We start from the raw sequence: 23,584 nt of genomic DNA, 5'->3' as shown, positions 1-23,584 counted from the left end.
TTACGGGTCAGCGCAGCAGACCGCTGCCATAGCCCTTCAGGTTGGCTTTCTTCATGAGGGATTCGTACTGGTGAGAAACGAGGTGCGATTGTACTTGGGCCATAAAGTCCATCACAACCACGACCACGATCAGCAACGAGGTCCCGCCAAGGTAGAACGGTACGTGGGCAGCTACGACCAGGAACTGGGGCAGCAGGCACACAGCCGTCATGTACAGGGCACCGAACATGGTCAAACGGGTCAGCACGCCATCGATGTAGCGAGCAGACTGTTCACCCGGACGAATACCCGGAATAAATGCACCGGACTTCTTGAGGTTTTCCGCCACGTCCTTGGGGTTGAACATCAGCGCTGTGTAGAAGAAGCAGAAGAAAACGATCCCTGCACTAAACAGCAGAATGTTCAGCGGCTGACCAGGGGCGATCGCTTGCGCGACGTCCTGCAGCCAACCCAGGCCTTCCGACTGACCGAACCAGGCACCCAGGGATGCCGGGAACAGCAGGATGCTGCTGGCGAAGATCGCGGGGATGACACCCGCCATGTTCACTTTCAGCGGCAGATGGCTGGTCTGGGCGGCAAACACCTTGCGACCTTGCTGGCGCTTGGCGTAATGCACGGCGATACGACGCTGACCACGCTCGATGAACACCACGAACGCGATGATGGCCACGGCCAGCAGGCCGATGGCGATCAGGGCGAAGATGTTGATGTCACCTTGACGCGCGGACTCGAAGGACTGGCCGATTGCTCGGGGCAGGCCTGCGACGATACCGGAGAAGATCAGCATGGAGATGCCGTTGCCGACACCCCGCTCGGTGATCTGCTCACCCAGCCACATCATGAAGAGCGCACCCGCCACGAAGGTGGTGACCGACACGAAGTAGAAGCCGAAGTCGTTGGAGAAGGCCACGCCCTGACTACCCAGGCCAATGGACATGCCAATGGCCTGGACGAGTGCCAGGGCGAGGGTTGCGTAGCGGGTGTACTGGCTGATCTTGCGACGCCCAGACTCACCCTCTTTCTTCAACTGCTCCAGCTGCGGGCTGATAGCGGTCATGAGCTGCATGATGATCGACGCCGAGATGTACGGCATGATCCCCAGTGCAAAAATACTCATGCGCTCCAGCGCGCCGCCGGAAAACATGTTGAAGAGGCTAAGAATGGTCCCCTCGTTCTGCCGGAACAGTGCCGCCAAGCGATCGGGGTTGATGCCCGGGACTGGGATGTGCGCGCCGATCCGATAGACGATGATCGCCAGGAACAGGAAACGCAGACGTGCCCAGAGCTCGGACAAACCACCACCGTTGCTCAGCGCAGAGAGAGCACCTTGCTTAGCCATTTAGTCCTCGATTTTGCCGCCAGCTGCTTCGATAGCCGCACGAGCGCCCTTGGTGGCGCCGATGCCTTTCAGGGTGACCGCGCGAGTAACGTCGCCGGACAGCATGACTTTCACACGCTGTACGTTCTGGTTAATCACGTTGGCATCCTTGAGGGCCTGCACGGTTACGACATCACCTTCGACCTTGGCCAGTTCGGAGGTACGCACTTCTGCGCGATCCATGGCCTTCAGCGAGTTGAAGCCGAACTTCGGCAGACGACGGTGCAGCGGCTGCTGACCACCCTCGAAGCCCGGAGCAATGGAGCCACCGGAGCGGGAGGTTTGACCTTTGTGACCACGGCCACCGGTCTTGCCCAGACCGCTACCGATGCCACGGCCCGGACGGTGCTTTTCGCGACGGGCACCCGGCGCGGAACGCAGATCGTTCAGTTGCATGGATTAACCCTCCACACGCAGCAGGTAGTAGGCCTTGTTGATCATGCCGCGGTTTTCAGGAGTGTCCTGAACTTCGACGGTATGATTGATGCGACGCAGGCCGAGACCTTTGACGCAAGCCTTGTGATTGGCCAGACGGCCGTTCAGGCTCTTGATCAGGGTAACTTTGACAGTTGCCATGGTTAGAGAATCTCCTCGACGCTCTTGCCACGCTTGGCCGCTACCGACTCAGGGGACTGCATGTTCTTCAGGCCCTTGAAGGTTGCGTAGACTACGTTCACCGGGTTGGTGGAGCCGTAGCACTTCGCCAGAACGTTCTGCACACCGGCTACTTCCAGGACGGCACGCATGGCGCCGCCGGCGATGATGCCGGTACCTTCGGAAGCCGGCTGCATGTACACCTTGGAGGCGCCATGGGCGGACTTGGTCGGGTACTGCAGGGTGGTGCCGTTCAGATCAACCTGGATCATGTTGCGGCGAGCAGCTTCCATTGCCTTCTGGATAGCGGCCGGCACTTCACGCGCCTTGCCACGACCGAAGCCAACACGGCCTTTGCCATCGCCAACCACGGTCAGCGCGGTGAAGGCGAAGATACGGCCACCTTTTACGGTTTTGGCGACGCGGTTCACTTGAACCAGCTTCTCGATGTAGCCTTCGTCGCGCTTTTGATCGTTGTTTGCCATAACTTAGAACTCCAGACCGCCTTCACGAGCGGCATCAGCCAGGGCCTTGATACGACCGTGGTACTTGAAGCCAGAACGGTCGAACGCCACCTGAGTGACGCCGGCAGCCTTGGCGCGTTCCGCGACCAGTTGACCAACTTTCTTGGCTGCGTCGACGTTGCCGGTGGCACCTTCGCGCAGTTCTTTGTCCAGGGTCGAGGCGCTGGCCAGGACCTTGCCGCCGTCGGCTGCAATGACCTGGGCGTAGATGTGCTGGGCGGAGCGGTACACACAGAGGCGTACGGCTTCCAGTTCGCGCATCTTCAGGCGAGCCTTGCGAGCGCGGCGCAGACGGGTTTCTTTCTTGACGCTCATTTGCTATGCCCTACTTCTTCTTGGCTTCTTTACGAAGGACGACTTCGTCGGCGTAACGCACGCCCTTGCCTTTGTACGGCTCCGGCGGACGGAAGTCGCGGATTTCCGCGGCAACCTGGCCAACCAGCTGCTTGTCGATACCCTTGATCAGGATGTCGGTCTGGCTGGGGGTTTCCGCGACGATGCCGGCAGGCAGTTCGTAATCAACCGGGTGGGAGAAGCCGAGAGCCAGGGACAGCACTTGGCCTTTGGCCTGCGCCTTGTAACCAACACCAACCAGCTGGAGCTTGCGCTCGAAGCCCTGGCTGACGCCGACTACCATGTTGTTGACCAGAGCACGGGTGGTACCGGCCATGGCACGGGTCTGCTGGTCGCCGTTACGCGCAGCGAAACGCAGCTCACCGTTGTCCTGAATGACTTCGACGGACGGATGGACTTTCAGCTCGAGAGCGCCTTTGGCACCCTTGATCGAAAGCTCCTGACCAGCCAGCTTGACTTCAACGCCGGCGGGCAGTTTGACGGGGTTCTTAGCAACGCGAGACATGCTGATTCCCCTTAGAACACAGTGCAGAGCACTTCGCCACCAACGCCAGCGGCACGGGCAGCACGATCAGTCATCACACCTTTGTTGGTGGAAACGATCGACACACCCAGGCCACCGCGAACTTTCGGCAGCTGGTCTACGGATTTGTACTGGCGCAGGCCAGGACGGCTGATTCGCTTCACTTCCTCGATGACAGGCTTGCCTTCGAAGTACTTCAGCTCGATGGACAGCAGAGGCTTGGCCTCGGCGGTCACTTGGAAATCCGCAATATAGCCTTCGTCCTTGAGGACTTTGGCGACTGCCGCTTTCAGCTTGGAAGACGGCATGCTCACGACGGTCTTCTCAGCCATCTGGGCATTACGGATGCGAGTTAGCATGTCTGCTAACGGGTCCTGCATACTCATGGGCTTAATGCTCCTGATACAAAAGATAAGCCTTCAACTTCATAACTCGCCCTCAAAACGCCAGGCGAACTAAAACCCAGGCTCAGGGGAGCCGGGTATTCTAGAGATCGCTCAAAAACGAATCAAGCCCCACGAGGGGGCTTGATGCGTAAAGCGATCAACGGAGCCGTTGCCAGCTCCGCCTACGACTTACCAGCTGGCTTTCACCAGACCCGGTACGTCGCCGCGCATTGCAGCTTCGCGCAGCTTGTTACGGCTCAGGCCGAACTTGCGGTAGAAGCCGTGCGGACGACCGGTCAGACGGCAACGGTTACGCAGGCGGCTGGCGCTCGCGTCACGCGGTTGCTTCTGCAGGGCGACCTGGGCGTTCCAACGATCTTCCGCGGAAGTGTTCGGATTAGCGATGATCGCTTTCAGCTCGGCACGCTTCTTGGCGTACTTGGCTACCGTTTGCTGACGCTTCAGCTCACGGTTCTTCATGCTCTCTTTAGCCATGGTCCTACTCCAATCAGTTGCGGAACGGGAATTTGAAGGCGCGCAGCAGGGCACGACCTTCATCATCCGAACGCGCGGTGGTGGTCAGAGTGATATCCATACCGCGGAGGGCATCGATCTTGTCGTAATCGATTTCCGGGAAGATGATCTGCTCTTTGACGCCCATGCTGTAGTTGCCACGGCCGTCGAAGGACTTGGCGTTCAGACCGCGGAAGTCACGAACGCGCGGCAGGGAGATCGACAGCAGACGGTCCAGGAACTCGTACATGCGATCGCCACGCAGGGTGACTTTGACGCCGATCGGCCAGCCTTCACGAATCTTGAAGCCTGCGATGGACTTACGAGCGTAAGTCACGACCGGCTTCTGACCCGCGATCTTTTCCAGATCAGCTACGGCGCTCTCGATGACTTTCTTGTCGCCGACAGCTTCGCCAAGACCCATGTTCAGGGTGATTTTGGTAACGCGCGGAACTTCCATCACGTTCGCCAGCTGAAGCTCTTGCTTCAGCTTGGGAGCGATTTCCTTCCGATAAATTTCTTTCAATCGTGCCATGGTGATCTACCTAGCTCCCTCAAGCCTGAACCGGTTTCTGGGTCGACTTGAAGACACGAATCTTCTTACCGTCTTCGACTTTGAAACCAACGCGGTCAGCCTTGTTGGTTTCAGCGTTGAAGATGGCGACGTTGGAGACGTGCAGAGGCGCCTCCTTCTCGACGATCCCGCCTTGCTGGTTGAGCATGGGGTTGGGCTTGGTGTGGCGCTTGACCAGGTTCACACCGCCAACGACCAGACGGTCGTCAGCCAGAACCTTGATCACTTTGCCACGCTTGCCCTTGTCCTTGCCGGCAATGACGATGACTTCGTCGTCACGACGAATTTTTTGCATGACGGCTACTCCTTACAGCACTTCAGGGGCAAGGGAGACGATCTTCATGAACTTCTCGGTACGAAGTTCACGAGTCACCGGCCCGAAGATACGGGTGCCGATCGGCTCCTGCTTGTTGTTCAGCAGGACGGCGGCGTTGCCGTCGAAGCGAATGATGGAACCGTCGGTACGACGTACGCCGTGCTTGGTGCGAACGACCACGGCAGTCATTACCTGGCCCTTCTTCACCTTGCCACGCGGAATTGCTTCCTTGACGGTGACCTTGATGATGTCGCCAATGCCGGCGTAACGACGGTGGGAACCGCCGAGTACCTTGATGCACATTACGCGACGCGCGCCGCTGTTATCAGCGACTTCGAGCATGGATTGAGTCTGAATCATCTTCTATCTCCGACCCTTAGACTTCAACCGCGCGCTCGACGATATCAACCAGGGTCCAGGCCTTGGTCTTGGCCAGCGGACGGGTCTCGCGAATGGTGACCAGGTCACCAATGCGGCACTGATTGGTTTCGTCGTGTGCGTGCAGTTTGGTCGAACGCTTCACGTATTTGCCGTAGATCGGGTGCTTGACGCGGCGCTCGATCAGAACGGTAACGGTCTTGTCCATCTTGTCGCTGACGACACGGCCGGTCAGCGTACGGACGGTTTTCTGAGCTTCAGCCATGATTACTTACCTGCTTGCTGGTTGAGCACAGTTTTAACGCGAGCGATGTCGCGCTTCACTTGCGAGAGCAGGTGAGACTGCCCCAACTGGCCAGTTGCTTTCTGCATGCGCAGATTGAACTGGTCGCGCAGCAGGCCGAGCAGTTGCTCGTTCAGCTGCTCAACGGATTTTTCACGAAGTTCATTCGCTTTCATCACATCACCGTCCGCTTAACAAAGGAGGTGGCGAGCGGCAGCTTTGCAGCAGCCAGGGCGAATGCCTCACGCGCCAGCTCTTCGGATACACCCTCGATCTCGTACAGGACCTTGCCCGGTTGAATCTGGGCTACCCAGTACTCGACGCCGCCCTTACCTTTACCCATACGTACTTCCAGGGGCTTCTTGGTAACAGGCTTGTCGGGGAATACGCGAATCCAGATCTTGCCGCCACGTTTTACGTGACGGGTCAGCGCACGACGTGCGGACTCGATCTGACGCGCGGTGAGACGGCCACGGCTGGTTGCCTTGAGGGCGAACTCGCCGAAGCTGACTTTGGAACCGCGATGAGCCAGGCCACGGTTGTGACCGGTCATTTGCTTGCGGAACTTCGTACGCTTAGGTTGCAGCATTTGCGTACTCCTTACTTAGCAGCTTTTTTACGAGGAGCGGGCGCTACAGGCTTCAGCTCTTCCTGGCGGCCACCGATGACCTCGCCTTTGAAGATCCAAACCTTCACACCGATCACACCGTAGGTGGTGTGCGCTTCGTAGGTTGCATAGTCGATGTCGGCACGCAGGGTGTGCAGGGGCACACGACCTTCGCGATACCACTCGGTACGAGCGATTTCAGCGCCGCCCAGACGACCGCTTACCTGGATCTTGATGCCTTTGGCACCAATGCGCATGGCGTTCTGTACAGCGCGCTTCATGGCGCGACGGAACATAACGCGACGCTCCAGCTGCTGAGCTACGCTTTGCGCAACCAGCATACCGTCGAGCTCCGGCTTGCGGATCTCTTCGATGTTGATGTGCACCGGCACACCCATTTGCTTGGTCAGGTCCTGACGCAGCTTCTCAACATCTTCACCTTTCTTGCCGATCACGATGCCGGGACGAGCGGTGTGGATGGTGATACGTGCAGTCTGAGCCGGACGATGGATGTCGATACGGCTTACGGACGCGCTTTTTAGTTTGTCTTGGAGATACTCACGTACCTTCAGGTCGGCGAACAGATAATCGGCGTAAGTGCGCTTATCTGCGTACCAAACGGAGGTGTGCTCCTTGACGATACCCAGGCGGATGCCATTGGGATGTACTTTCTGACCCATCTGATCGACTCCGTTACTTGTCCGCAACCTTGACAGTGATATGGCAAGACCGCTTGACGATGCGATCAGCACGGCCTTTGGCACGCGGCATGATGCGCTTGAGCGAACGACCTTCGTTGACGAAGACGGTGGAGACTTTGAGGTCGTCCACATCGGCGCCTTCGTTGTGCTCGGCGTTGGCAACAGCCGACTCCAGCACTTTCTTCATGATCTCGGCGGCTTTCTTGTTGCTGAAAGCCAGGAGGTTGAGCGCGTCGCCCACCTTCTTCCCGCGGATCTGGTCGGCGACCAAGCGGGCTTTCTGGGCGGAGATACGAGCGCCCGAGAGCTTAGCGGCTACTTCCATCTTCCTTACCCCTTAACGCTTGGCTTTCTTGTCCGCAGCGTGCCCACGATAAGTGCGGGTAGCAGCGAACTCGCCGAGTTTGTGACCGACCATGTCTTCGTTGACCAGAACGGGCACGTGTTGACGGCCGTTGTGGACAGCGATGGTCAGACCAACCATGTGCGGCAGGATCATCGAACGGCGCGACCAGGTCTTGATCGGCTTGCGGTCGTTCTTTTCCACCGCCACTTCGATCTTCTTCAGCAGGTGAAGATCGATAAAAGGACCTTTTTTCAGAGAACGTGGCACTGTCGTATCCCTCTATTTACTTGCGGCGACGGACGATCATGTTGTCGGTACGCTTGTTCGCGCGAGTCTTCTTACCCTTGGTCTGAAGACCCCACGGCGATACCGGATGACGACCAGCAGAGGTACGACCTTCACCACCACCATGCGGGTGGTCGACCGGGTTCATGGCAACACCACGAACGGTCGGGCGAACGCCACGCCAGCGCTTGGCACCGGCTTTACCCAGCGAACGCAGGCTGTGCTCGGAGTTCGAGACTTCGCCCAGGGTCGCACGGCAGTCAGCCAGGACTTTGCGCATTTCGCCGGAACGCAGACGTACGGTGACGTAGGCACCTTCACGGGCAACCAGCTGAGCCGAAGCGCCAGCGGAGCGAGCGATCTGAGCGCCTTTGCCAGGCTTCAGTTCGATACCGTGGATGGTGCTACCAACCGGGATGTTGCGCAGCGGCATGTTGTTGCCGGCCTTGATCGGAGCGCCGATGCCGGAGATCAGCTGATCACCAGCCACCACGCCTTTGGGGGCGATGATGTAACGACGCTCGCCGTCCGCGTATTTCAGCAGAGCGATGTGAGCAGTACGGTTCGGATCGTATTCGACGCGTTCAACGATGGCAGGGATGCCATCCTTGTTGCGACGGAAGTCGACCAGACGATAGTGCTGCTTGTGGCCACCACCGATATGACGGGTGGTGATACGACCGTTGTTGTTACGGCCGCCCGACTTGGACTTCTTCTCGAGCAGGGGAGCGAACGGAGCACCTTTGTGCAGGTCCTGGTTCACTACCTTGACGACGAAACGACGACCAGCGGAAGTCGGTTTGCATTTAACGATTGCCATGATGCACCCCTTTACTCAGCGCCAGCTGCGAAATCGAGATCCTGGCCCGGCTGGAGAGCGATGTACGCTTTTTTCCAGTCGTTACGCTTGCCCAGGCCGCGAACGGTACGCTTGGTCTTGCCCTGAACGTTCAGGGTGGTGACGCGACGTACTTTCACGCCGAACAGGCTTTCTACGGCCTTCTTGATTTCCAGCTTGGTTGCATCAGTGGCAACCTTGAAAACGAATTGGCTGTTGCCGTCCGCCAGGCCAGTGGCCTTCTCGGAGATATGCGGGCCCAGCAGCACTTTGAATACGCGTTCCTGGTTCATGCCAGCAGCTCCTCGAACTTCTTCACGGCAGACACGGTGACCAGCACCTTGTCGTAGGCGATGAGGCTGACCGGATCGGAAGCCTGGACGTCACGTACATCGACGTGGGCCAGGTTGCGAGCTGCCAGGTACAGGTTCTCATCGACGCCTTCGGTGACGATCAGTACATCTTTCAGGCCCAGGCCTTCCAGCTTGCTGACCAGACCCTTGGTCTTCGGTGCGTCGACAGCGAAGTCGGCAACGACAACCAGACGATCCAGACGAACCAGCTCAGAGAGGATGGAGCGCAGAGCAGCGCGGTACATCTTCTTGTTGAGCTTCTGGGAGTGATCCTGGGGCTTGGCTGCGAAGGTCGCGCCGCCGCCACGCCAGATGGGGCTACGAATGGTGCCAGCACGAGCACGACCGGTGCCCTTCTGACGCCACGGCTTCTTGCCGCCACCGGAGACTTCGGAACGAGTCTTCTGAGCCTTGGTGCCCTGACGGCCGCCAGCCATGTAGGCGACGACTGCCTGGTGAACCAGGGTCTCGTTGAATTCGCTACCAAAGGTACGCTCGGAAACTTCGATCGCCTGAGCGCCATTTACATTCAGTTGCATCTCAGCTTCCTCTCTTAACCGCGAGCCTTGGCTGCCGGACGCACCAGCACATCACCACCGGTAGCGCCGGGAACGGCACCTTTGACCAGCAGCAGATTGCGCTCTGCATCGACACGTACGACTTCCAGGGATTGAACGGTTACACGCTCAGCACCCAGGTGGCCGGACATTTTCTTGCCCTTGAACACTCGACCAGGAGTCTGGCACTGGCCGATAGAACCCGGGACGCGGTGGGAAACGGAGTTACCGTGGGTGTTATCTTGACCACGGAAGTTCCAGCGCTTGATGGTACCGGCGAAGCCTTTACCCTTGGACTCACCGGTAACGTCTACCAGCTGGCCTGCCTGGAACAGATCGACAGAGATGGAATCGCCTGCCTTGAACTCCTCTTCGCCCAGACGGAATTCCCACACGCCGCGACCGGCGGCGACATTCGCCTTGGCAAAGTGACCGGCCTGAGCCTTGGTCACGCGAGAAGCACGACGCTCGCCAGCAGTTACCTGCACAGCGCGATAGCCATCAGTCTCTTCGTTTTTGAATTGGGTGACGCGATTCGGCTCGACTTCAATGACCGTAACCGGAATAGAGACACCATCTTCGGTGAAAATGCGGGTCATGCCGCACTTACGACCGACAACACCAATTGTCATCTTTAGAACCTCTTTAGTGTACGGGGCTTTCACCCGCTATGGCCGCCCATTTCAGAGCGTTACACGACCAATGCCGAGGGCATTAGCCGAGGCTGATCTGTACTTCGACGCCAGCAGCAAGGTCGAGCTTCATCAGCGCGTCGACGGTTTTGTCGGTCGGCTGAACGATGTCGAGAACACGCTTGTGGGTACGAATTTCGTACTGGTCACGAGCGTCCTTGTTGACGTGCGGGGAAATCAGCACGGTGTAACGTTCCTTGCGGGTCGGCAGAGGAATCGGACCACGCACCTGAGCGCCAGTACGTTTCGCGGTTTCCACGATTTCCTGGGTAGATTGGTCGATCAGGCGATGGTCAAAAGCCTTCAACCGAATACGGATTTGTTGATTTTGCATTTGACCTCAGACTCCAAGTTGCCATTCCCAACGGACGGACTCCGCCCGTTAAAAGGAGGCGCAATTGTACGGATGCGCCTGGAGGGTGTCAATATTTAACCAACTCAACAAAAAAGGGACCCCGAAGGGTCCCTTTTTCTGGAGCGGATCAGCGATTACTCGATGATCTTGGCAACCACGCCGGCGCCAACGGTACGGCCGCCTTCGCGGATCGCGAAGCGCAGGCCATCTTCCATGGCGATCGGAGCGATCAGGGTGACAACCATTTTCACGTTGTCGCCCGGCATGACCATCTCAACGCCTTCCGGCAGTTCGCAGTTGCCGGTTACGTCGGTGGTACGGAAGTAGAACTGCGGACGGTAGCCTTTGAAGAACGGGGTGTGACGACCACCTTCTTCCTTGGACAGCACGTACACTTCGCACTCGAACTTGGTGTGCGGCTTGATGGTGCCCGGCTTGGCCAGAACCTGGCCACGCTCTACGTCTTCACGCTTGGTGCCACGCAGCAGGACGCCGACGTTCTCACCAGCACGACCTTCGTCGAGCAGCTTGCGGAACATTTCAACGCCGGTGCAGGTGGTCTTGGTGGTCGCCTTGATGCCGACGATTTCCACTTCTTCCTGGACCTTGACGATGCCACGCTCAACACGGCCGGTTACCACGGTGCCACGACCGGAGATCGAGAACACGTCTTCGATCGGCATCAGGAACGGCTGGTCGATTGCACGAACCGGCTCAGGGATGTAGGAGTCCAGGGTTTCTACCAGCTTGCGCACGGCGGAAACGCCCATCTCGTTGTCGTCCTGGCCGTTCAGAGCCATCAGAGCGGAACCGATCACGATCGGAGTGTCGTCGCCCGGGAAGTCGTAGGTGTTCAGCAGATCGCGAACTTCCATTTCGACCAGTTCCAGCAGCTCGGCGTCGTCAACCATGTCGGCCTTGTTCAGGAACACGACGATGTAGGGAACGCCTACCTGGCGGGACAGCAGGATGTGCTCGCGGGTCTGCGGCATGGGGCCGTCAGCAGCCGAGCAAACCAGGATCGCGCCGTCCATCTGGGCAGCACCGGTGATCATGTTCTTCACGTAGTCGGCGTGGCCCGGGCAGTCTACGTGAGCGTAGTGGCGTACCGGGGAGTCGTATTCAACGTGAGAGGTGTTGATGGTGATACCACGAGCCTTCTCTTCCGGCGCGTTGTCGATCTGATCGAAAGCGCGAGCGGAGCCGCCCCAGGTCTCGGAGCAGACCTTGGTCAGAGCAGCGGTCAGAGTGGTTTTGCCGTGGTCAACGTGACCGATGGTGCCGACGTTGACGTGCGGTTTGTTACGTTCAAATTTTTCTTTAGCCACGAGAGTAACCTCTTACTAAAAGAGCTGAATCAAGCTTGTTTTTTGGCCAGAGCTTCGACGACGTTCGACGGAGCTTCAGCGTACTTGGAGAATTCCATGGAGTAGCTAGCGCGACCCTGGGACATGGAACGCACGTCGGTTGCATAACCGAACATCTCGCCCAGCGGAACCTCGGCACGGATAACCTTACCGGAAACCGAGTCTTCCATCCCCTGAATCAGACCACGACGACGGTTCAGGTCACCCATCACGTCACCCATGTAGTCCTCAGGAGTCACCACTTCCACCTTCATGATCGGTTCCAGAACCTTGCCGCCGCCCTTCTGGGCCAGCTGCTTGGTCGCCATGGAAGCGGCGATCTTGAACGCCATCTCGTTGGAGTCGACGTCGTGGTAGGAACCATCGAAGACGGTCGCCTTCAGGCCGATCAGCGGATAGCCGGCAACAACGCCGTTCTTCATCTGCTCTTCGATGCCTTTCTGGATGGCCGGGATGTATTCCTTCGGAACCACACCGCCCACGACTTCGTTGGTGAAGACCAGGCCTTCAGTGATGTTGCCCTTCTCGTCCACGTCGGGAGCGGAGAAGCGGATCCAGCAGTGACCGAACTGGCCACGGCCGCCGGACTGGCGAACGAACTTGCCTTCGATCTCGATGTTGTCCTTCGAGATGGTTTCGCGGTAGGAAACCTGCGGCTTGCCGATGTTCGCCTCAACGCCGAATTCACGCTTCATGCGGTCGACGAGGATGTCCAGGTGCAGCTCACCCATACCGGAGATGATGGTCTGGCCGGTTTCTTCGTCGGTCTTGACGCGGAACGACGGGTCTTCCTGAGCCAGCTTGCCGAGGGCAATGCCCATCTTCTCCTGGTCAGCCTTGGTCTTCGGCTCAACAGCTACCGAGATCACAGGCTCCGGGAAGTCCATACGCTCGAGGATGATCGGCTTCTCGATGTCGCACAGGGTGTCACCGGTGGTGACGTCCTTCATGCCGATCAGAGCAGCGATGTCACCAGCGCGTACTTCTTTGATCTCGTCACGCTGGTTGGCGTGCATCTGCACCATACGACCAACGCGCTCTTTCTTGCCTTTCACGGAGTTGACGACCGATTGGCCGGACTCCAGAACGCCCGAGTAGACGCGAACGAAGGTCAGAGTACCTACGAACGGGTCGGTGGCGATCTTGAATGCCAGAGCGGAGAACGGCGCGTTGTCGTCAGCCGGACGCTCGTCGTGGATTTCGTTCTCGTCAGTGCTGTCCGGGTGGACGCCCTGAATCGCCGGAATCTCGGTCGGAGCAGGCAGGAAGTCGATAACGGCGTCGAGAACCAGGGGCACGCCCTTGTTCTTGAACGAGGAGCCGCAAACAGCCGGTACGATTTCGCAGGCGATAGTACGCTGACGCAGGCCGGCCTTGATCTCTTCGATCGACAGCTCACCCTCTTCCAGGTACTTGTTCATCAGCTCTTCGTTGGCCTCGGCAGCAGCCTCGACCATGTTGTTGCGCCACTCGTTGGCCAGGTCAACCAGCTCAGCGGGAATCTCTTCCTCGCGATAGGAGGTGCCCTTGTCGTCTTCGTTCCAGTAGATGGCCTTCATCTTCAGCAGGTCGACTTGACCCTGGAAGTCATCTTCTGCACCGATGGCGAGCTGGACCGGAACCGGGGTGTGACCCAGACGGTTCTTGATCTGGCCGATAACGCGCAGGAAGTTGGCGCCGGCGCGGTCCATCTTGTTCACGTAGACGATACGCGGAACGCCGTACTTATTGGCCTGACGCCATACGGTTTCGGACTGCGGCTCAACGCCGGAGGTGCCGCAGAACACCACGACAGCGCCGTCCAGTACGCGCAGGGAGCGCTCAACTTCAATGGTGAAGTCTACGTGGCCGGGGGTGTCGATGACGTTTACGCGGTACTTGTCGTACTGGCCGCGCGAACCTTCCCAGAAGGTGGTGATCGCAGCGGACGTGATGGTGATACCACGCTCTTGCTCCTGCACCATCCAGTCGGTGGTAGCAGCGCCGTCGTGTACTTCACCCATCTTGTGGCTGAGACCGGTGTAGAACAGGATCCGCTCGGTAGTGGTGGTCTTGCCCGCGTCAACGTGGGCGCAGATACCAATGTTCCGGTAGCGGTTGATTGCTGTGTTACGAGCCATAAAGCCCTCGCAGAAGTGTTGTTGCCGTAATTAGAAGCGGTAGTGCGAGAACGCTTTGTTGGCCTCGGCCATACGGTGCACGTCTTCACGCTTCTTGACGGCAGCGCCTTTGCCTTCAGCGGCATCCAGCAGCTCGCCAGCCAGGCGCAGAGCCATGGACTTCTCGCCACGCTTGCGGGCGAAGTCCACCAGCCAACGCATGGCCAGTGCATTACGACGGGACGGACGTACTTCGACCGGAACCTGGTAGGTAGCACCGCCAACACGGCGGGACTTTACTTCGACCAGCGGAGCGATGGCGTCGAGTGCTTTTTCGAAGAGTTCCAGGGGGTCGCCTTTACCGCGCTCTTTGACCTTGTCCAGAGCACCGTAAACGATACGCTCGGCAACGGCTTTCTTGCCGCTTTCCATCACGTGGTTCATGAACTTCGCCAGAATCTGGCTTCCGTATTTCGGATCGGCCAGGATCTCACGTTTGGCCGCTACACGACGTCTTGGCATTGATAAGCCCTCAAACGGTCTTCAGGTTAGCCCGGGACGATGCCCGACCTTACTCTTATCGACTCAGAAAATAGGAAAACAAAATTACTTCGGACGCTTCGCGCCGTACTTCGAACGACCCTGCTTACGGTCTTTAACGCCGGAGGTATCCAGCGAACCGCGCACGGTGTGGTAACGCACACCCGGGAGGTCCTTTACACGACCGCCGCGGATCAGCACTACGCTGTGCTCTTGCAGGTTGTGACCTTCACCACCGATGTACGAGGAAACCTCGAAACCGTTGGTCAGACGAACACGGCACACTTTACGCAGTGCGGAGTTCGGCTTCTTCGGGGTGGTGGTGTATACGCGGGTGCATACGCCGCGACGCTGAGGGCAGTTCTGCAGGGCAGGAACGCCGCTCTTGTCTACCAGGCGCTTGCGCGGTTTGCGCACCAGCTGGTTGATAGTTGCCATCTATAGCTCCACTGATTGTCTTACGACACTTAAAAACGAAAATGGGCAGAGCATGCGCCCTGCCAATTTTCGGGGTACAAGATACTAAAGAGCTTACGGAATCCAGTCAAGACAAAGCCCCGGTTGTCAAGACAACCGGGGCTTTGCAGGAGGCTTAGTTACCGCTCAGGTTGAGCGCTTCGGCCAGTGCTGCTTCGGCCTCGCTCGCGCTCACGCGCTGCGGTTTGCCGAGGTCACGCTGACGCTTGCGCTCGCTGTGGTAAGCCAGACCGGTACCTGCCGGGATCAGACGACCCACGACCACGTTCTCCTTCAGGCCGCGCAGGAAGTCGCGCTTGCCGGTGACCGCCGCCTCGGTGAGGACGCGGGTGGTCTCCTGGAAGGAGGCCGCCGAGATGAACGACTCGGTGGACAGCGAGGCCTTGGTGATACCCAGCAGGACGCGCTCGTACTTGGCCGGGAACTTGTCCTGGGTGCCCAGTACTTCGTTCTCTTCCAGCACGTGAACCAGTTCGACCTGGTCGCCCTTGATGAAGGACGAATCGCCCGACTCGGCCACTTCGACCTTGCGCAGCATCTGGCGCAGGATGGTCTCGATGTGCTTGTCGTTGATCTTCACGCCCTGCAGACGGTAAACGTCCTGGATCTCGTTGACGATGTACTTGGCCAGCGAGCTGACACCCAGCAGACGGAGAATGTCGTGCGGGTTGCTCGGGCCGTCGGAGATCACTTCACCACGGCTTACCTGTTCACCTTCGAACACGTTCAGGTGACGCCACTTCGGAATCAGCTCCTCGTACGGATCGCTACCGTCGGTGGGAGTGATGACCAGGCGACGCTTGCCCTTGGTTTCCTTGCCGAAGGAGATGGTGCCGCTGATTTCCGCCAGGATCGAAGGCTCTTTCGGACGACGAGCTTCGAACAGGTCGGCAACGCGCGGCAGACCACCGGTGATGTCGCGGGTCTTCGAGGTTTCCTGCGGGATACGCGCGATCACGTCACCGATACGCACTTTGGCGCCATCGTTGAGGTTGACCAGGGCGTTCGCCGGCAGGAAGTACTGGGCCGGTACGTCGGTACCCGGCAGCAGCAGATCCTTGCCTGCGGCGTCGATCAGCTTCACGGCCGGACGAATGTCCTTGCCGGCAGCCGGACGATCCTTCGGATCCATCACCTCGATGTTGGTCAGACCGGTCAGTTCGTCGGTCTGGCGCTTGATGGTGATGCCCTCTTCCATGCCCACGAAGGCCACGGTACCGTCCATCTCGGTGACGATCGGGTGGGTGTGAGGGTCCCACTTGGCGACGATGGCGCCCGGGTCGACCTTGTCACCTTCCTTCACGGAAATCACCGCACCGTACGGCAGCTTGTAGCGCTCGCGCTCACGACCGAAGTCGTCGGCGACCGCCAGCTCACCGGAACGGGAAACCGCTACCAGGGCGCCGTCGGCACGCTCTACGTGCTTCAGGTTGTGCAGGCGGATGGTGCCGCCGTTCTTGACCTGGACGTTGTCCACGGCGGAGGTACGGCTGGCCGCACCACCGATGTGGAAGGTACGCATTGTCAGCTGGGTACCCGGCTCACCGATCGACTGGGCAGCGATAACGCCGACAGCCTCACCGATGTTCACGCGGTGGCCACGGGCCAGATCGCGGCCGTAGCACATGGCGCAGATGCCGTGACGGGTTTCGCAGGTGATCGGCGAACGCACAACGACTTCGTCGACGCTCATCTGCTCGAGGTAATCGACCCACTTCTCGTCGATCAGGGTACCGGCTTCGACGATCACGTCGTCGCTGCCCGGCTTGAACACGTCGCGAGCGATCACGCGGCCGAGTACACGCTCACCCAGCGGCTCTACCACGTCGCCGCCTTCGATGTGCGGGGACATGACCAGGCCGTGCTCGGTGCCGCAGTCGATCTCGGTCACCACCAGGTCCTGGGCCACGTCGACGAGACGACGGGTCAGGTAACCGGAGTTCGCGGTCTTCAGTGCGGTATCCGCCAGACCTTTACGAGCACCGTGAGTGGAGATGAAGTACTGGAGTACGTTCAGGCCTTCACGGAAGTTCGCGGTGATCGGGGTCTCGATGATGGAGCCGTCCGGCTTGGCCATCAGGCCACGCATACCGGCGAGCTGACGGATCTGGGCCGCGGAACCCCGCGCACCGGAGTCCGCCATCATGTACATGGAGTTGAAGGACTCCTGGTCGACCTGCTTGCCTTCGCGATCGGTCACCTTCTCTTTCGAGAGGTTGGCCATCATCGCCTTGGAGACTTCGTCGTTGGCCTTGGACCAGAGGTCGATCACCTTGTTGTACTTCTCGCCCTGGGTTACCAGGCCGGAGGCGTACTGGCTCTCGATCTCCTTCACTTCCTCGGTGGCGGCATCGATGATGCGAGCCTTCTCGTCCGGGATGACGAAGTCGTTCACGCCGATCGACACACCGGAGATGGTCGAGTAGGCGAAGCCGGTGTACATCAGTTGGTCAGCGAAGATGACGGTGTCCTTCAGACCCACCACGCGGTAGCAGTGGTTGATCAGCTTGGAGATCGCCTTCTTCTTCATCGACTGGTTGACCACGTCGAAGGGCAGGCCAGCCGGGACAACCTGGAACAGCAGCGCACGGCCGACGGTGGAGTCGACGATACGGGTGTTCGCGGTCAGCGAGCCGTCTTCGTTCTTGATCTTCTCGTTGATGCGCACTTTTACGCGGGCGTGCAGGGACACCTGGCCGCTGCGGTAGGCACGGTCAACTTCCTGCAGGTCGGCGAACGCCATGCCCTCGCCCTTCGCATTGATCGCTTCACGGGTCATGTAGTACAGACCCATTACCACGTCCTGCGACGGAACGATGATCGGCTCGCCGTTGGCGGGCGACAGGATGTTGTTGGTGGACATCATCAGCGCGCGCGCTTCCAGCTGAGCCTCGAGGGTCAGCGGAACGTGCACGGCCATCTGGTCACCGTCGAAGTCGGCGTTGTACGCGGCGCAGACCAGCGGGTGCAGCTGGATGGCCTTACCTTCGATCAGTACCGGCTCGAACGCCTGGATGCCCAGACGGTGCAGGGTCGGCGCACGGTTCAGCAGTACGGGATGTTCGCGGATGACTTCAGCGAGAACGTCCCACACTTCCGGCAGCTCGCGCTCGACCATCTTCTTGGCGGCCTTGATGGTGGTGGCCATGCCACGACCTTCCAGCTTGCCGAAGATGAACGGCTTGAACAGCTCCAGAGCCATTTTCTTCGGCAGACCGCACTGGTGCAGACGCAGGGTCGGACCAACGGTAATAACCGAACGGCCGGAGTAGTCCACGCGCTTGCCGAGCAGGTTCTGACGGAAGCGACCTTGCTTGCCCTTGATCATGTCGGCCAGGGACTTCAGCGGGCGCTTGTTCGAGCCGGTGATGGCACGGCCGCGACGGCCGTTGTCCAGCAGGGCGTCGACGGCTTCCTGCAGCATGCGCTTTTCGTTGCGCACGATGATGTCCGGAGCGGCCAGGTCGAGCAGGCGCTTCAGACGGTTGTTACGGTTGATCACGCGGCGATACAGATCGTTCAGATCCGAGGTCGCGAAGCGGCCGCCATCCAGCGGAACCAGCGGACGCAGGTCCGGCGGCAGTACCGGCAGGACGGTCAGCACCATCCACTCGGGATGGTTGCCGGAGCCCTGGAAGGCTTCCATCAGCTTCAGGCGCTTGGACAGCTTCTTGATCTTGGTTTCCGAGTTGGTCTGCGGAATTTCTTCGCGCAGGCGGCCGATCTCGTGCTCCAGATCGATAGCGTTGAGCAGCTCGCGAACGGCTTCCGCACCCATGCGGGCGTCGAAGTCGTCACCGAACTCTTCGAGGGCTTCGAAGTACTGCTCGTCGTTCAGCAGCTGGCCCTTTTCCAGGGTGGTCATGCCCGGATCGATCACCACGTAGCTCTCGAAATAGAGCACGCGCTCGATGTCACGCAGGGTCATGTCCAGCAGCAGGCCGATACGGGACGGCAGGGACTTCAGGAACCAGATGTGGGCGACCGGCGAGGCCAGCTCGATGTGGCCCATGCGCTCGCGGCGCACCTTGGCCAGCGCGACTTCCACGCCGCACTTCTCGCAGATCACACCGCGGTGCTTCAGGCGCTTGTACTTACCGCACAGGCACTCGTAGTCCTTCACCGGGCCAAAGATCTTGGCGCAGAACAGGCCATCGCGCTCCGGCTTGAAGGTGCGGTAGTTGATGGTCTCCGGCTTCTTGACTTCGCCGAAGGACCAGGAACGAATCATCTCGGGCGAGGCCAGGCCAATACGGATGGCATCGAACTCTTCGATCTGACCCTGGTTTTTCAACAGATTAAGCAAGTCTTTCAAGGCCTTTCCTCCTCACGGACCCGGTGCGACCGGCTTTGACCAGCCGCACCGTCTGACGTCACGTGTTATTCGGTTTCCAGTTCGATATCGATGCCGAGCGAGCGGATCTCTTTGATCAGCACGTTGAAGGACTCGGGCATGCCGGCCTCCATGCGGTGATCCCCGTCCACGATGTTCTTGTACATCTTGGTACGGCCGTTCACGTCGTCCGACTTCACGGTCAGCATTTCCTGCAGGGTGTAGGCGGCACCGTAGGCTTCCAGCGCCCAGACCTCCATCTCCCCGAAACGCTGGCCACCGAACTGCGCCTTACCACCCAGCGGCTGCTGGGTAACCAGGCTGTAGGAGCCGGTGGAACGTGCGTGCATCTTGTCATCGACCAGGTGGTTCAGCTTGAGCATGTACATGTAACCCACAGTGGTCGTACGCTCGAACTGGTTGCCGGTGCGGCCGTCATACAGACGCATCTGACCGCTCTCCGGCAGATCGGCCAGCTTCAGCATGGCCTTGATCTCGCGTTCCTTGGCACCGTCGAACACCGGGGTAGCCATGGGCACGCCGCCCTTGAGGTTGTTGGCCAGAGCGAGGATCTCGTTATCGTTCAGCTCGTCCAGGTTCTCCTGGCGGCCGCCGATCTCGTTGTAGATCTCGTTCAGGAACACACGCAGCTCGGCGATCTTGCGCTGCTCTTCGAGCATGCGGTTGATCTTCTCGCCCAGGCCCTTGGCCGCGAGGCCCAGGTGGGTTTCGAGGATCTGGCCGACGTTCATACGCGACGGTACGCCCAGCGGGTTCAGAACGATGTCGACCGGAGTACCGTTGGCATCGTGCGGCATGTCTTCGACCGGCATGATCACGGAGACCACACCCTTGTTACCGTGGCGGCCTGCCATCTTGTCGCCCGGCTGGATGCGGCGCTTGATAGCGAGGTAGACCTTGACGATCTTCAGTACGCCCGGAGCCAGGTCGTCGCCCTGCTGCAGCTTGCGCTTCTTGTCTTCGAACTTGTCGTCCAGCAGCTGACGGCGGTCGCTGATGTAGGCCTGGGCCTTCTCCAGCTGCTCGTTCAGAGCATCTTCCGCCATGCGCAGCTTGAACCACTGGCCGCGCTCGAGGCCGTCCAGGTACTCGTCGGTGATCTCTGCGCCTTTCTTCAGGGCAGGACCGCCGTCGGCCTTGGCACCGACCAGAGCGGAGCGCAGACGCTCGAAGGTTGCGCCTTCGACGATGCGGAATTCTTCGTTCAGGTCCTTGCGGATCTCGTCCAGCTGCATCTTCTCGATGGACAGGGCGCGGCTGTCGCGCTCAACGCCATCGCGGGTGAAGACCTGTACGTCGATCACCGTGCCCTTGGTGCCGGTCGGCACGCGCAGGGAGGTGTCCTTCACGTCGGACGCCTTCTCACCGAAGATCGCGCGCAGCAGCTTCTCTTCCGGAGTCAGCTGGGTCTCGCCTTTCGGAGTGACCTTGCCGACCAGGATGTCGCCGGCCTGTACTTCGGCGCCGACGTAGACGATGCCAGCTTCGTCCAGCTTGTTCAGCGCAGCCTCACCCACGTTCGGGATGTCCGCGGTAATTTCTTCTGGGCCGAGCTTGGTGTCACGGGCAACGCAGGTCAGTTCCTGGATGTGGATCGTGGTGAAACGATCTTCCTGGACCACGCGCTCGGACAGGCAGATGGAGTCTTCGAAGTTGAAGCCGTTCCAGGGCATGAACGCGACGCGCATGTTCTGACCCAGAGCCAGTTCACCCATGTCGGTGGACGGGCCGTCGGCCAGGATGTCGCTGCGCGAAACCTTGTCACCCTTCTGCACCAGCGGACGCTGGTTGATGCAGGTGTTCTGGTTGGAACGGGTGTACTTGGTCAGGTTGTAGATGTCGACGCCGGCTTCGCCAGTCTCGACTTCGTCATCGTTCACGCGGACCACGATACGGCTGGCATCGACGGAATCGATCACGCCGCCACGACGGGCAACCACGCAGACACCGGAGTCACGGGCGACGTTGCGCTCCATGCCAGTACCTACCAGCGGCTTGTCGGCGCGCAGGGTCGGTACAGCCTGGCGCTGCATGTTCGAACCCATGAGTGCACGGTTGGCGTCGTCGTGCTCGAGGAACGGAATCAGCGAGGCAGCGACGGAAACGACCTGCTTCGGCGAAACGTCCATGAGGGTGACGTCTTCCGGCGCCTTCACGGTGAATTCGTTCAGGTGACGTACGGCAACCAGTTCGTCGATCAGTTGACCCTTTTCGTTCAGGGTCGCAGAGGCCTGAGCGATGACGTGGTCAGCTTCTTCGATGGCGGACAGGAAGACGATATCGTCGCTGACCAGACCGTCCTTCACCACGCGGTACGGGCTTTCCAGGAAGCCGTACTTGTTGGTGCGGGCATAGGTCGCCAGGGAGTTGATCAGACCGATGTTCGGACCTTCAGGGGTTTCGATCGGGCACACGCGGCCGTAGTGGGTCGGGTGTACGTCACGAACCTCGAAGCCCGCGCGCTCACGGGTCAGACCACCTGGGCCGAGTGCGGAGACGCGGCGCTTGTGGGTGATCTCGGAGAGCGGGTTGTTCTGGTCCATGAACTGCGACAGCTGGCTGGAACCGAAGAACTCCTTGATCGCGGCAGCCACCGGCTTGGCGTTGATCAGGTCCTGCGGCATCAGGCCTTCGCTTTCGGCCATCGACAGGCGTTCCTTGACCGCGCGCTCTACACGCACCAGGCCAACACGGAACTGGTTCTCGGCCATCTCGCCCACGCAACGGACGCGACGGTTACCCAGGTGGTCGATGTCGTCGACGATGCCTTTACCGTTACGGATGGCAACCAGGGTCTTGAGGACCTCGACGATGTCTTCCTTGCTCAGGACGCCCGGGCCTTCGATCTCGGTGCGACCGATGCGGCGGTTGAACTTCATGCGGCCAACAGCGGACAGATCGTAACGCTCGGCGCTGAAGAACAGGTTGCCGAACAGCGTTTCTGCGGCTTCCTTGGTCGGCGGCTCGCCGGGACGCATCATGCGATAGATCTCGACCAGCGCTTCCAATTGGTTGCTGGTGGAGTCGATCTTCAGCGTGTCGGAGATGAACGGACCGCAGTCGATGTCGTTGGTGTACAGGGTTTCCAGGCGCACGACCTGAGCCTTGGCGATCTTGGCCAGGGCGTCGACAGTCAGCTCGGTGTTACACTCGGCGATGATCTCGCCGGTGGCCGGGTGCACGACGGCCTTGGCCACGGTGCGGCCAATCAGGTAGTCGAACGGCACTTCCAGCTGGGTGATGCCAGCCTTCTCGAGCTGGTTGATGTGACGTGCGGTGATACGACGACCCGCTTCGACGATGACCTTGCCGCTGGCATCCTTGATGTCGAAGCTGGCGATCTCGCCACGCAGACGCGAGGGCACCAGTTCCAGGTTCAGGGTTTCGCCCTTGATCTGGAAGACGTTGGTGTCATAGAACGCGTTGAGGATTTCCTCGGTGCTGTAGTTCAGCGCGCGCAGCAGGACGGAAGCCGGCAGTTTGCGGCGACGGTCGATACGAACGAACACGCAGTCCTTCGGGTCGAACTCGAAGTCCAGCCAGGAACCGCGGTACGGAATGATACGAGCGGAGTACAGCAGCTTGCCGGAGCTGTGGGTCTTGCCACGGTCGTGGTCGAAGAACACACCCGGGGAGCGGTGCAGCTGGGAAACGATGACACGCTCGGTACCGTTGATGATGAAGGTACCGTTCTCGGTCATCAGGGGGATTTCCCCCATGTAGACTTCCTGTTCCTTGATGTCCTTGATCGCTTTGTTCGACGATTCTTTGTCGAAAATGATCAGGCGCACTTTCACACGCAGCGGGACGGCGAAGGTCACACCACGCAGTACGCATTCCTTGACGTCAAATGCCGGCTCACCCAGACGGTAGCCGACGTATTCCAGGGCAGCATTGCCGGAATAGCTGATAATCGGGAAAACGGACTTGAAGGCCGCATGCAGGCCGATGTCTCGAACCTGGTCCTTGCTCGCGCCGGCCTGCAGGAATTCGCGATAGGAATCCAGCTGGATGGCCAGCAAATACGGCACATCCATGACGTCCGGCAACTTGCTAAAGTCCTTGCGGATACGTTTTTTCTCAGTGTATGAGTAAGCCATCAGCGTTCCCCAGCTTGGTCACCTGCTTGATTGGCCTCTCCCGCGCGGGGAGCAGCCCAAAAATCGTGCAAACCCTAGGTTTGCGCCGCC

General features: G+C 59.5%; 28 protein-coding genes. All 28 read right to left on the bottom strand.

The window, feature by feature from the left end:
• Positions 1-7: 7 nt before the first annotated feature.
• Positions 8-1,339: a preprotein translocase subunit SecY gene (gene secY, locus N0B71_RS11615; RefSeq protein WP_017521895.1), complete on the bottom strand. Its 1,332-nt coding sequence runs from the start codon at positions 1,337-1,339 to the stop codon at positions 8-10.
• On the bottom strand, positions 1,340-1,774 hold the full coding sequence (rplO, locus tag N0B71_RS11610) for a 50S ribosomal protein L15 (protein ID WP_017521896.1): 435 nt from the start codon (positions 1,772-1,774) through the stop codon (positions 1,340-1,342). It lies immediately after the preceding gene.
• 3 nt (positions 1,775-1,777) lie between these two features.
• Positions 1,778-1,954 (bottom strand): 50S ribosomal protein L30, encoded by a 177-nt coding sequence (rpmD, locus tag N0B71_RS11605; protein WP_009617174.1) that lies wholly within the window; start codon positions 1,952-1,954, stop codon positions 1,778-1,780.
• A 2-nt stretch (positions 1,955-1,956) separates the two neighbouring features.
• On the bottom strand, positions 1,957-2,457 hold the full coding sequence (gene rpsE, locus N0B71_RS11600; protein ID WP_009617173.1) for a 30S ribosomal protein S5: 501 nt from the start codon (positions 2,455-2,457) through the stop codon (positions 1,957-1,959).
• 3 nt (positions 2,458-2,460) lie between these two features.
• A complete protein-coding gene (gene rplR / locus N0B71_RS11595) occupies positions 2,461-2,811 on the bottom strand; it encodes a 50S ribosomal protein L18 (RefSeq protein WP_259759028.1) in 351 nt (116 codons plus the stop codon).
• A gap of 10 nt (positions 2,812-2,821) precedes the next feature.
• Positions 2,822-3,355 (bottom strand): 50S ribosomal protein L6, encoded by a 534-nt coding sequence (gene rplF / locus N0B71_RS11590; RefSeq protein ID WP_259759027.1) that lies wholly within the window; start codon positions 3,353-3,355, stop codon positions 2,822-2,824.
• An 11-nt stretch (positions 3,356-3,366) separates the two neighbouring features.
• Positions 3,367-3,759: a 30S ribosomal protein S8 gene (rpsH, locus tag N0B71_RS11585; RefSeq protein WP_015475331.1), complete on the bottom strand. Its 393-nt coding sequence runs from the start codon at positions 3,757-3,759 to the stop codon at positions 3,367-3,369.
• A gap of 189 nt (positions 3,760-3,948) precedes the next feature.
• Positions 3,949-4,254, bottom strand: a complete 306-nt coding sequence (gene rpsN / locus N0B71_RS11580; RefSeq protein WP_259759026.1) for a 30S ribosomal protein S14 — start codon at positions 4,252-4,254, stop codon at positions 3,949-3,951.
• A 13-nt stretch (positions 4,255-4,267) separates the two neighbouring features.
• Positions 4,268-4,807 (bottom strand): 50S ribosomal protein L5, encoded by a 540-nt coding sequence (gene rplE, locus N0B71_RS11575; protein ID WP_017521899.1) that lies wholly within the window; start codon positions 4,805-4,807, stop codon positions 4,268-4,270.
• A 19-nt stretch (positions 4,808-4,826) separates the two neighbouring features.
• A complete protein-coding gene (gene rplX, locus N0B71_RS11570) occupies positions 4,827-5,141 on the bottom strand; it encodes a 50S ribosomal protein L24 (RefSeq protein ID WP_045215317.1) in 315 nt (104 codons plus the stop codon).
• A 12-nt stretch (positions 5,142-5,153) separates the two neighbouring features.
• Complete coding sequence (rplN, locus tag N0B71_RS11565; protein ID WP_017521901.1) at positions 5,154-5,522, bottom strand: 50S ribosomal protein L14; 369 nt, start codon at positions 5,520-5,522, stop codon at positions 5,154-5,156.
• A 16-nt stretch (positions 5,523-5,538) separates the two neighbouring features.
• On the bottom strand, positions 5,539-5,805 hold the full coding sequence (gene rpsQ, locus N0B71_RS11560) for a 30S ribosomal protein S17 (protein ID WP_009617165.1): 267 nt from the start codon (positions 5,803-5,805) through the stop codon (positions 5,539-5,541).
• A 2-nt stretch (positions 5,806-5,807) separates the two neighbouring features.
• The gene (rpmC, locus tag N0B71_RS11555) at positions 5,808-5,999 is read right to left on the bottom strand and encodes a 50S ribosomal protein L29 (RefSeq protein WP_003093720.1); all 192 of its coding nucleotides are present in this window, start codon (positions 5,997-5,999) and stop codon (positions 5,808-5,810) included.
• Complete coding sequence (gene rplP / locus N0B71_RS11550; RefSeq protein WP_009617163.1) at positions 5,999-6,412, bottom strand: 50S ribosomal protein L16; 414 nt, start codon at positions 6,410-6,412, stop codon at positions 5,999-6,001. Before rplP ends, rpmC begins: the two co-directional genes overlap by 1 nt.
• An 11-nt stretch (positions 6,413-6,423) precedes the next feature.
• Positions 6,424-7,110 carry a 30S ribosomal protein S3 gene (rpsC, locus tag N0B71_RS11545; protein ID WP_015475326.1) on the bottom strand — a complete coding sequence of 229 codons (687 nt, stop codon included), beginning with the start codon at positions 7,108-7,110 and terminating at the stop codon, positions 6,424-6,426.
• 13 nt (positions 7,111-7,123) lie between these two features.
• Positions 7,124-7,456, bottom strand: coding sequence for a 50S ribosomal protein L22 (rplV, locus tag N0B71_RS11540; protein WP_015475325.1), 333 nt, complete (start codon positions 7,454-7,456; stop codon positions 7,124-7,126).
• A gap of 12 nt (positions 7,457-7,468) precedes the next feature.
• The gene (gene rpsS, locus N0B71_RS11535) at positions 7,469-7,744 is read right to left on the bottom strand and encodes a 30S ribosomal protein S19 (protein WP_015475324.1); all 276 of its coding nucleotides are present in this window, start codon (positions 7,742-7,744) and stop codon (positions 7,469-7,471) included.
• Between the two features lie 16 nt (positions 7,745-7,760).
• Positions 7,761-8,582 (bottom strand): 50S ribosomal protein L2, encoded by an 822-nt coding sequence (rplB, locus tag N0B71_RS11530; RefSeq protein WP_024767388.1) that lies wholly within the window; start codon positions 8,580-8,582, stop codon positions 7,761-7,763.
• A gap of 11 nt (positions 8,583-8,593) precedes the next feature.
• A complete protein-coding gene (gene rplW, locus N0B71_RS11525) occupies positions 8,594-8,893 on the bottom strand; it encodes a 50S ribosomal protein L23 (RefSeq protein WP_015475322.1) in 300 nt (99 codons plus the stop codon).
• A complete protein-coding gene (gene rplD / locus N0B71_RS11520) occupies positions 8,890-9,492 on the bottom strand; it encodes a 50S ribosomal protein L4 (RefSeq protein ID WP_017521904.1) in 603 nt (200 codons plus the stop codon). Before rplD ends, rplW begins: the two co-directional genes overlap by 4 nt.
• Before the next feature lie 14 nt (positions 9,493-9,506).
• Complete coding sequence (gene rplC, locus N0B71_RS11515) at positions 9,507-10,142, bottom strand: 50S ribosomal protein L3 (protein ID WP_254471383.1); 636 nt, start codon at positions 10,140-10,142, stop codon at positions 9,507-9,509.
• Between the two features lie 82 nt (positions 10,143-10,224).
• Positions 10,225-10,536: a 30S ribosomal protein S10 gene (gene rpsJ, locus N0B71_RS11510; RefSeq protein ID WP_003243886.1), complete on the bottom strand. Its 312-nt coding sequence runs from the start codon at positions 10,534-10,536 to the stop codon at positions 10,225-10,227.
• A 155-nt stretch (positions 10,537-10,691) separates the two neighbouring features.
• The gene (gene tuf, locus N0B71_RS11505) at positions 10,692-11,885 is read right to left on the bottom strand and encodes an elongation factor Tu (RefSeq protein ID WP_065327628.1); all 1,194 of its coding nucleotides are present in this window, start codon (positions 11,883-11,885) and stop codon (positions 10,692-10,694) included.
• A gap of 29 nt (positions 11,886-11,914) precedes the next feature.
• Positions 11,915-14,044: an elongation factor G gene (gene fusA / locus N0B71_RS11500; protein ID WP_259759025.1), complete on the bottom strand. Its 2,130-nt coding sequence runs from the start codon at positions 14,042-14,044 to the stop codon at positions 11,915-11,917.
• A gap of 30 nt (positions 14,045-14,074) precedes the next feature.
• Positions 14,075-14,545, bottom strand: coding sequence for a 30S ribosomal protein S7 (gene rpsG / locus N0B71_RS11495; protein ID WP_138526794.1), 471 nt, complete (start codon positions 14,543-14,545; stop codon positions 14,075-14,077).
• 84 nt (positions 14,546-14,629) lie between these two features.
• The gene (gene rpsL, locus N0B71_RS11490) at positions 14,630-15,001 is read right to left on the bottom strand and encodes a 30S ribosomal protein S12 (RefSeq protein WP_015475317.1); all 372 of its coding nucleotides are present in this window, start codon (positions 14,999-15,001) and stop codon (positions 14,630-14,632) included.
• A gap of 154 nt (positions 15,002-15,155) precedes the next feature.
• Positions 15,156-19,355: a DNA-directed RNA polymerase subunit beta' gene (gene rpoC / locus N0B71_RS11485; protein ID WP_259759024.1), complete on the bottom strand. Its 4,200-nt coding sequence runs from the start codon at positions 19,353-19,355 to the stop codon at positions 15,156-15,158.
• A 65-nt stretch (positions 19,356-19,420) separates the two neighbouring features.
• Positions 19,421-23,494 (bottom strand): DNA-directed RNA polymerase subunit beta, encoded by a 4,074-nt coding sequence (gene rpoB / locus N0B71_RS11480; RefSeq protein WP_259759023.1) that lies wholly within the window; start codon positions 23,492-23,494, stop codon positions 19,421-19,423.
• Positions 23,495-23,584 lie beyond the last annotated feature (90 nt).

The organism is Pseudomonas sp. GCEP-101 (genome assembly GCF_025133575.1).
Classification (GTDB): Bacteria; Pseudomonadota; Gammaproteobacteria; order Pseudomonadales; family Pseudomonadaceae; genus Pseudomonas; species Pseudomonas nitroreducens_B.
The sequence above is the reverse complement of the archived record's forward strand: the minus strand, read 5'-3'. Positions and strand labels throughout refer to the sequence as shown.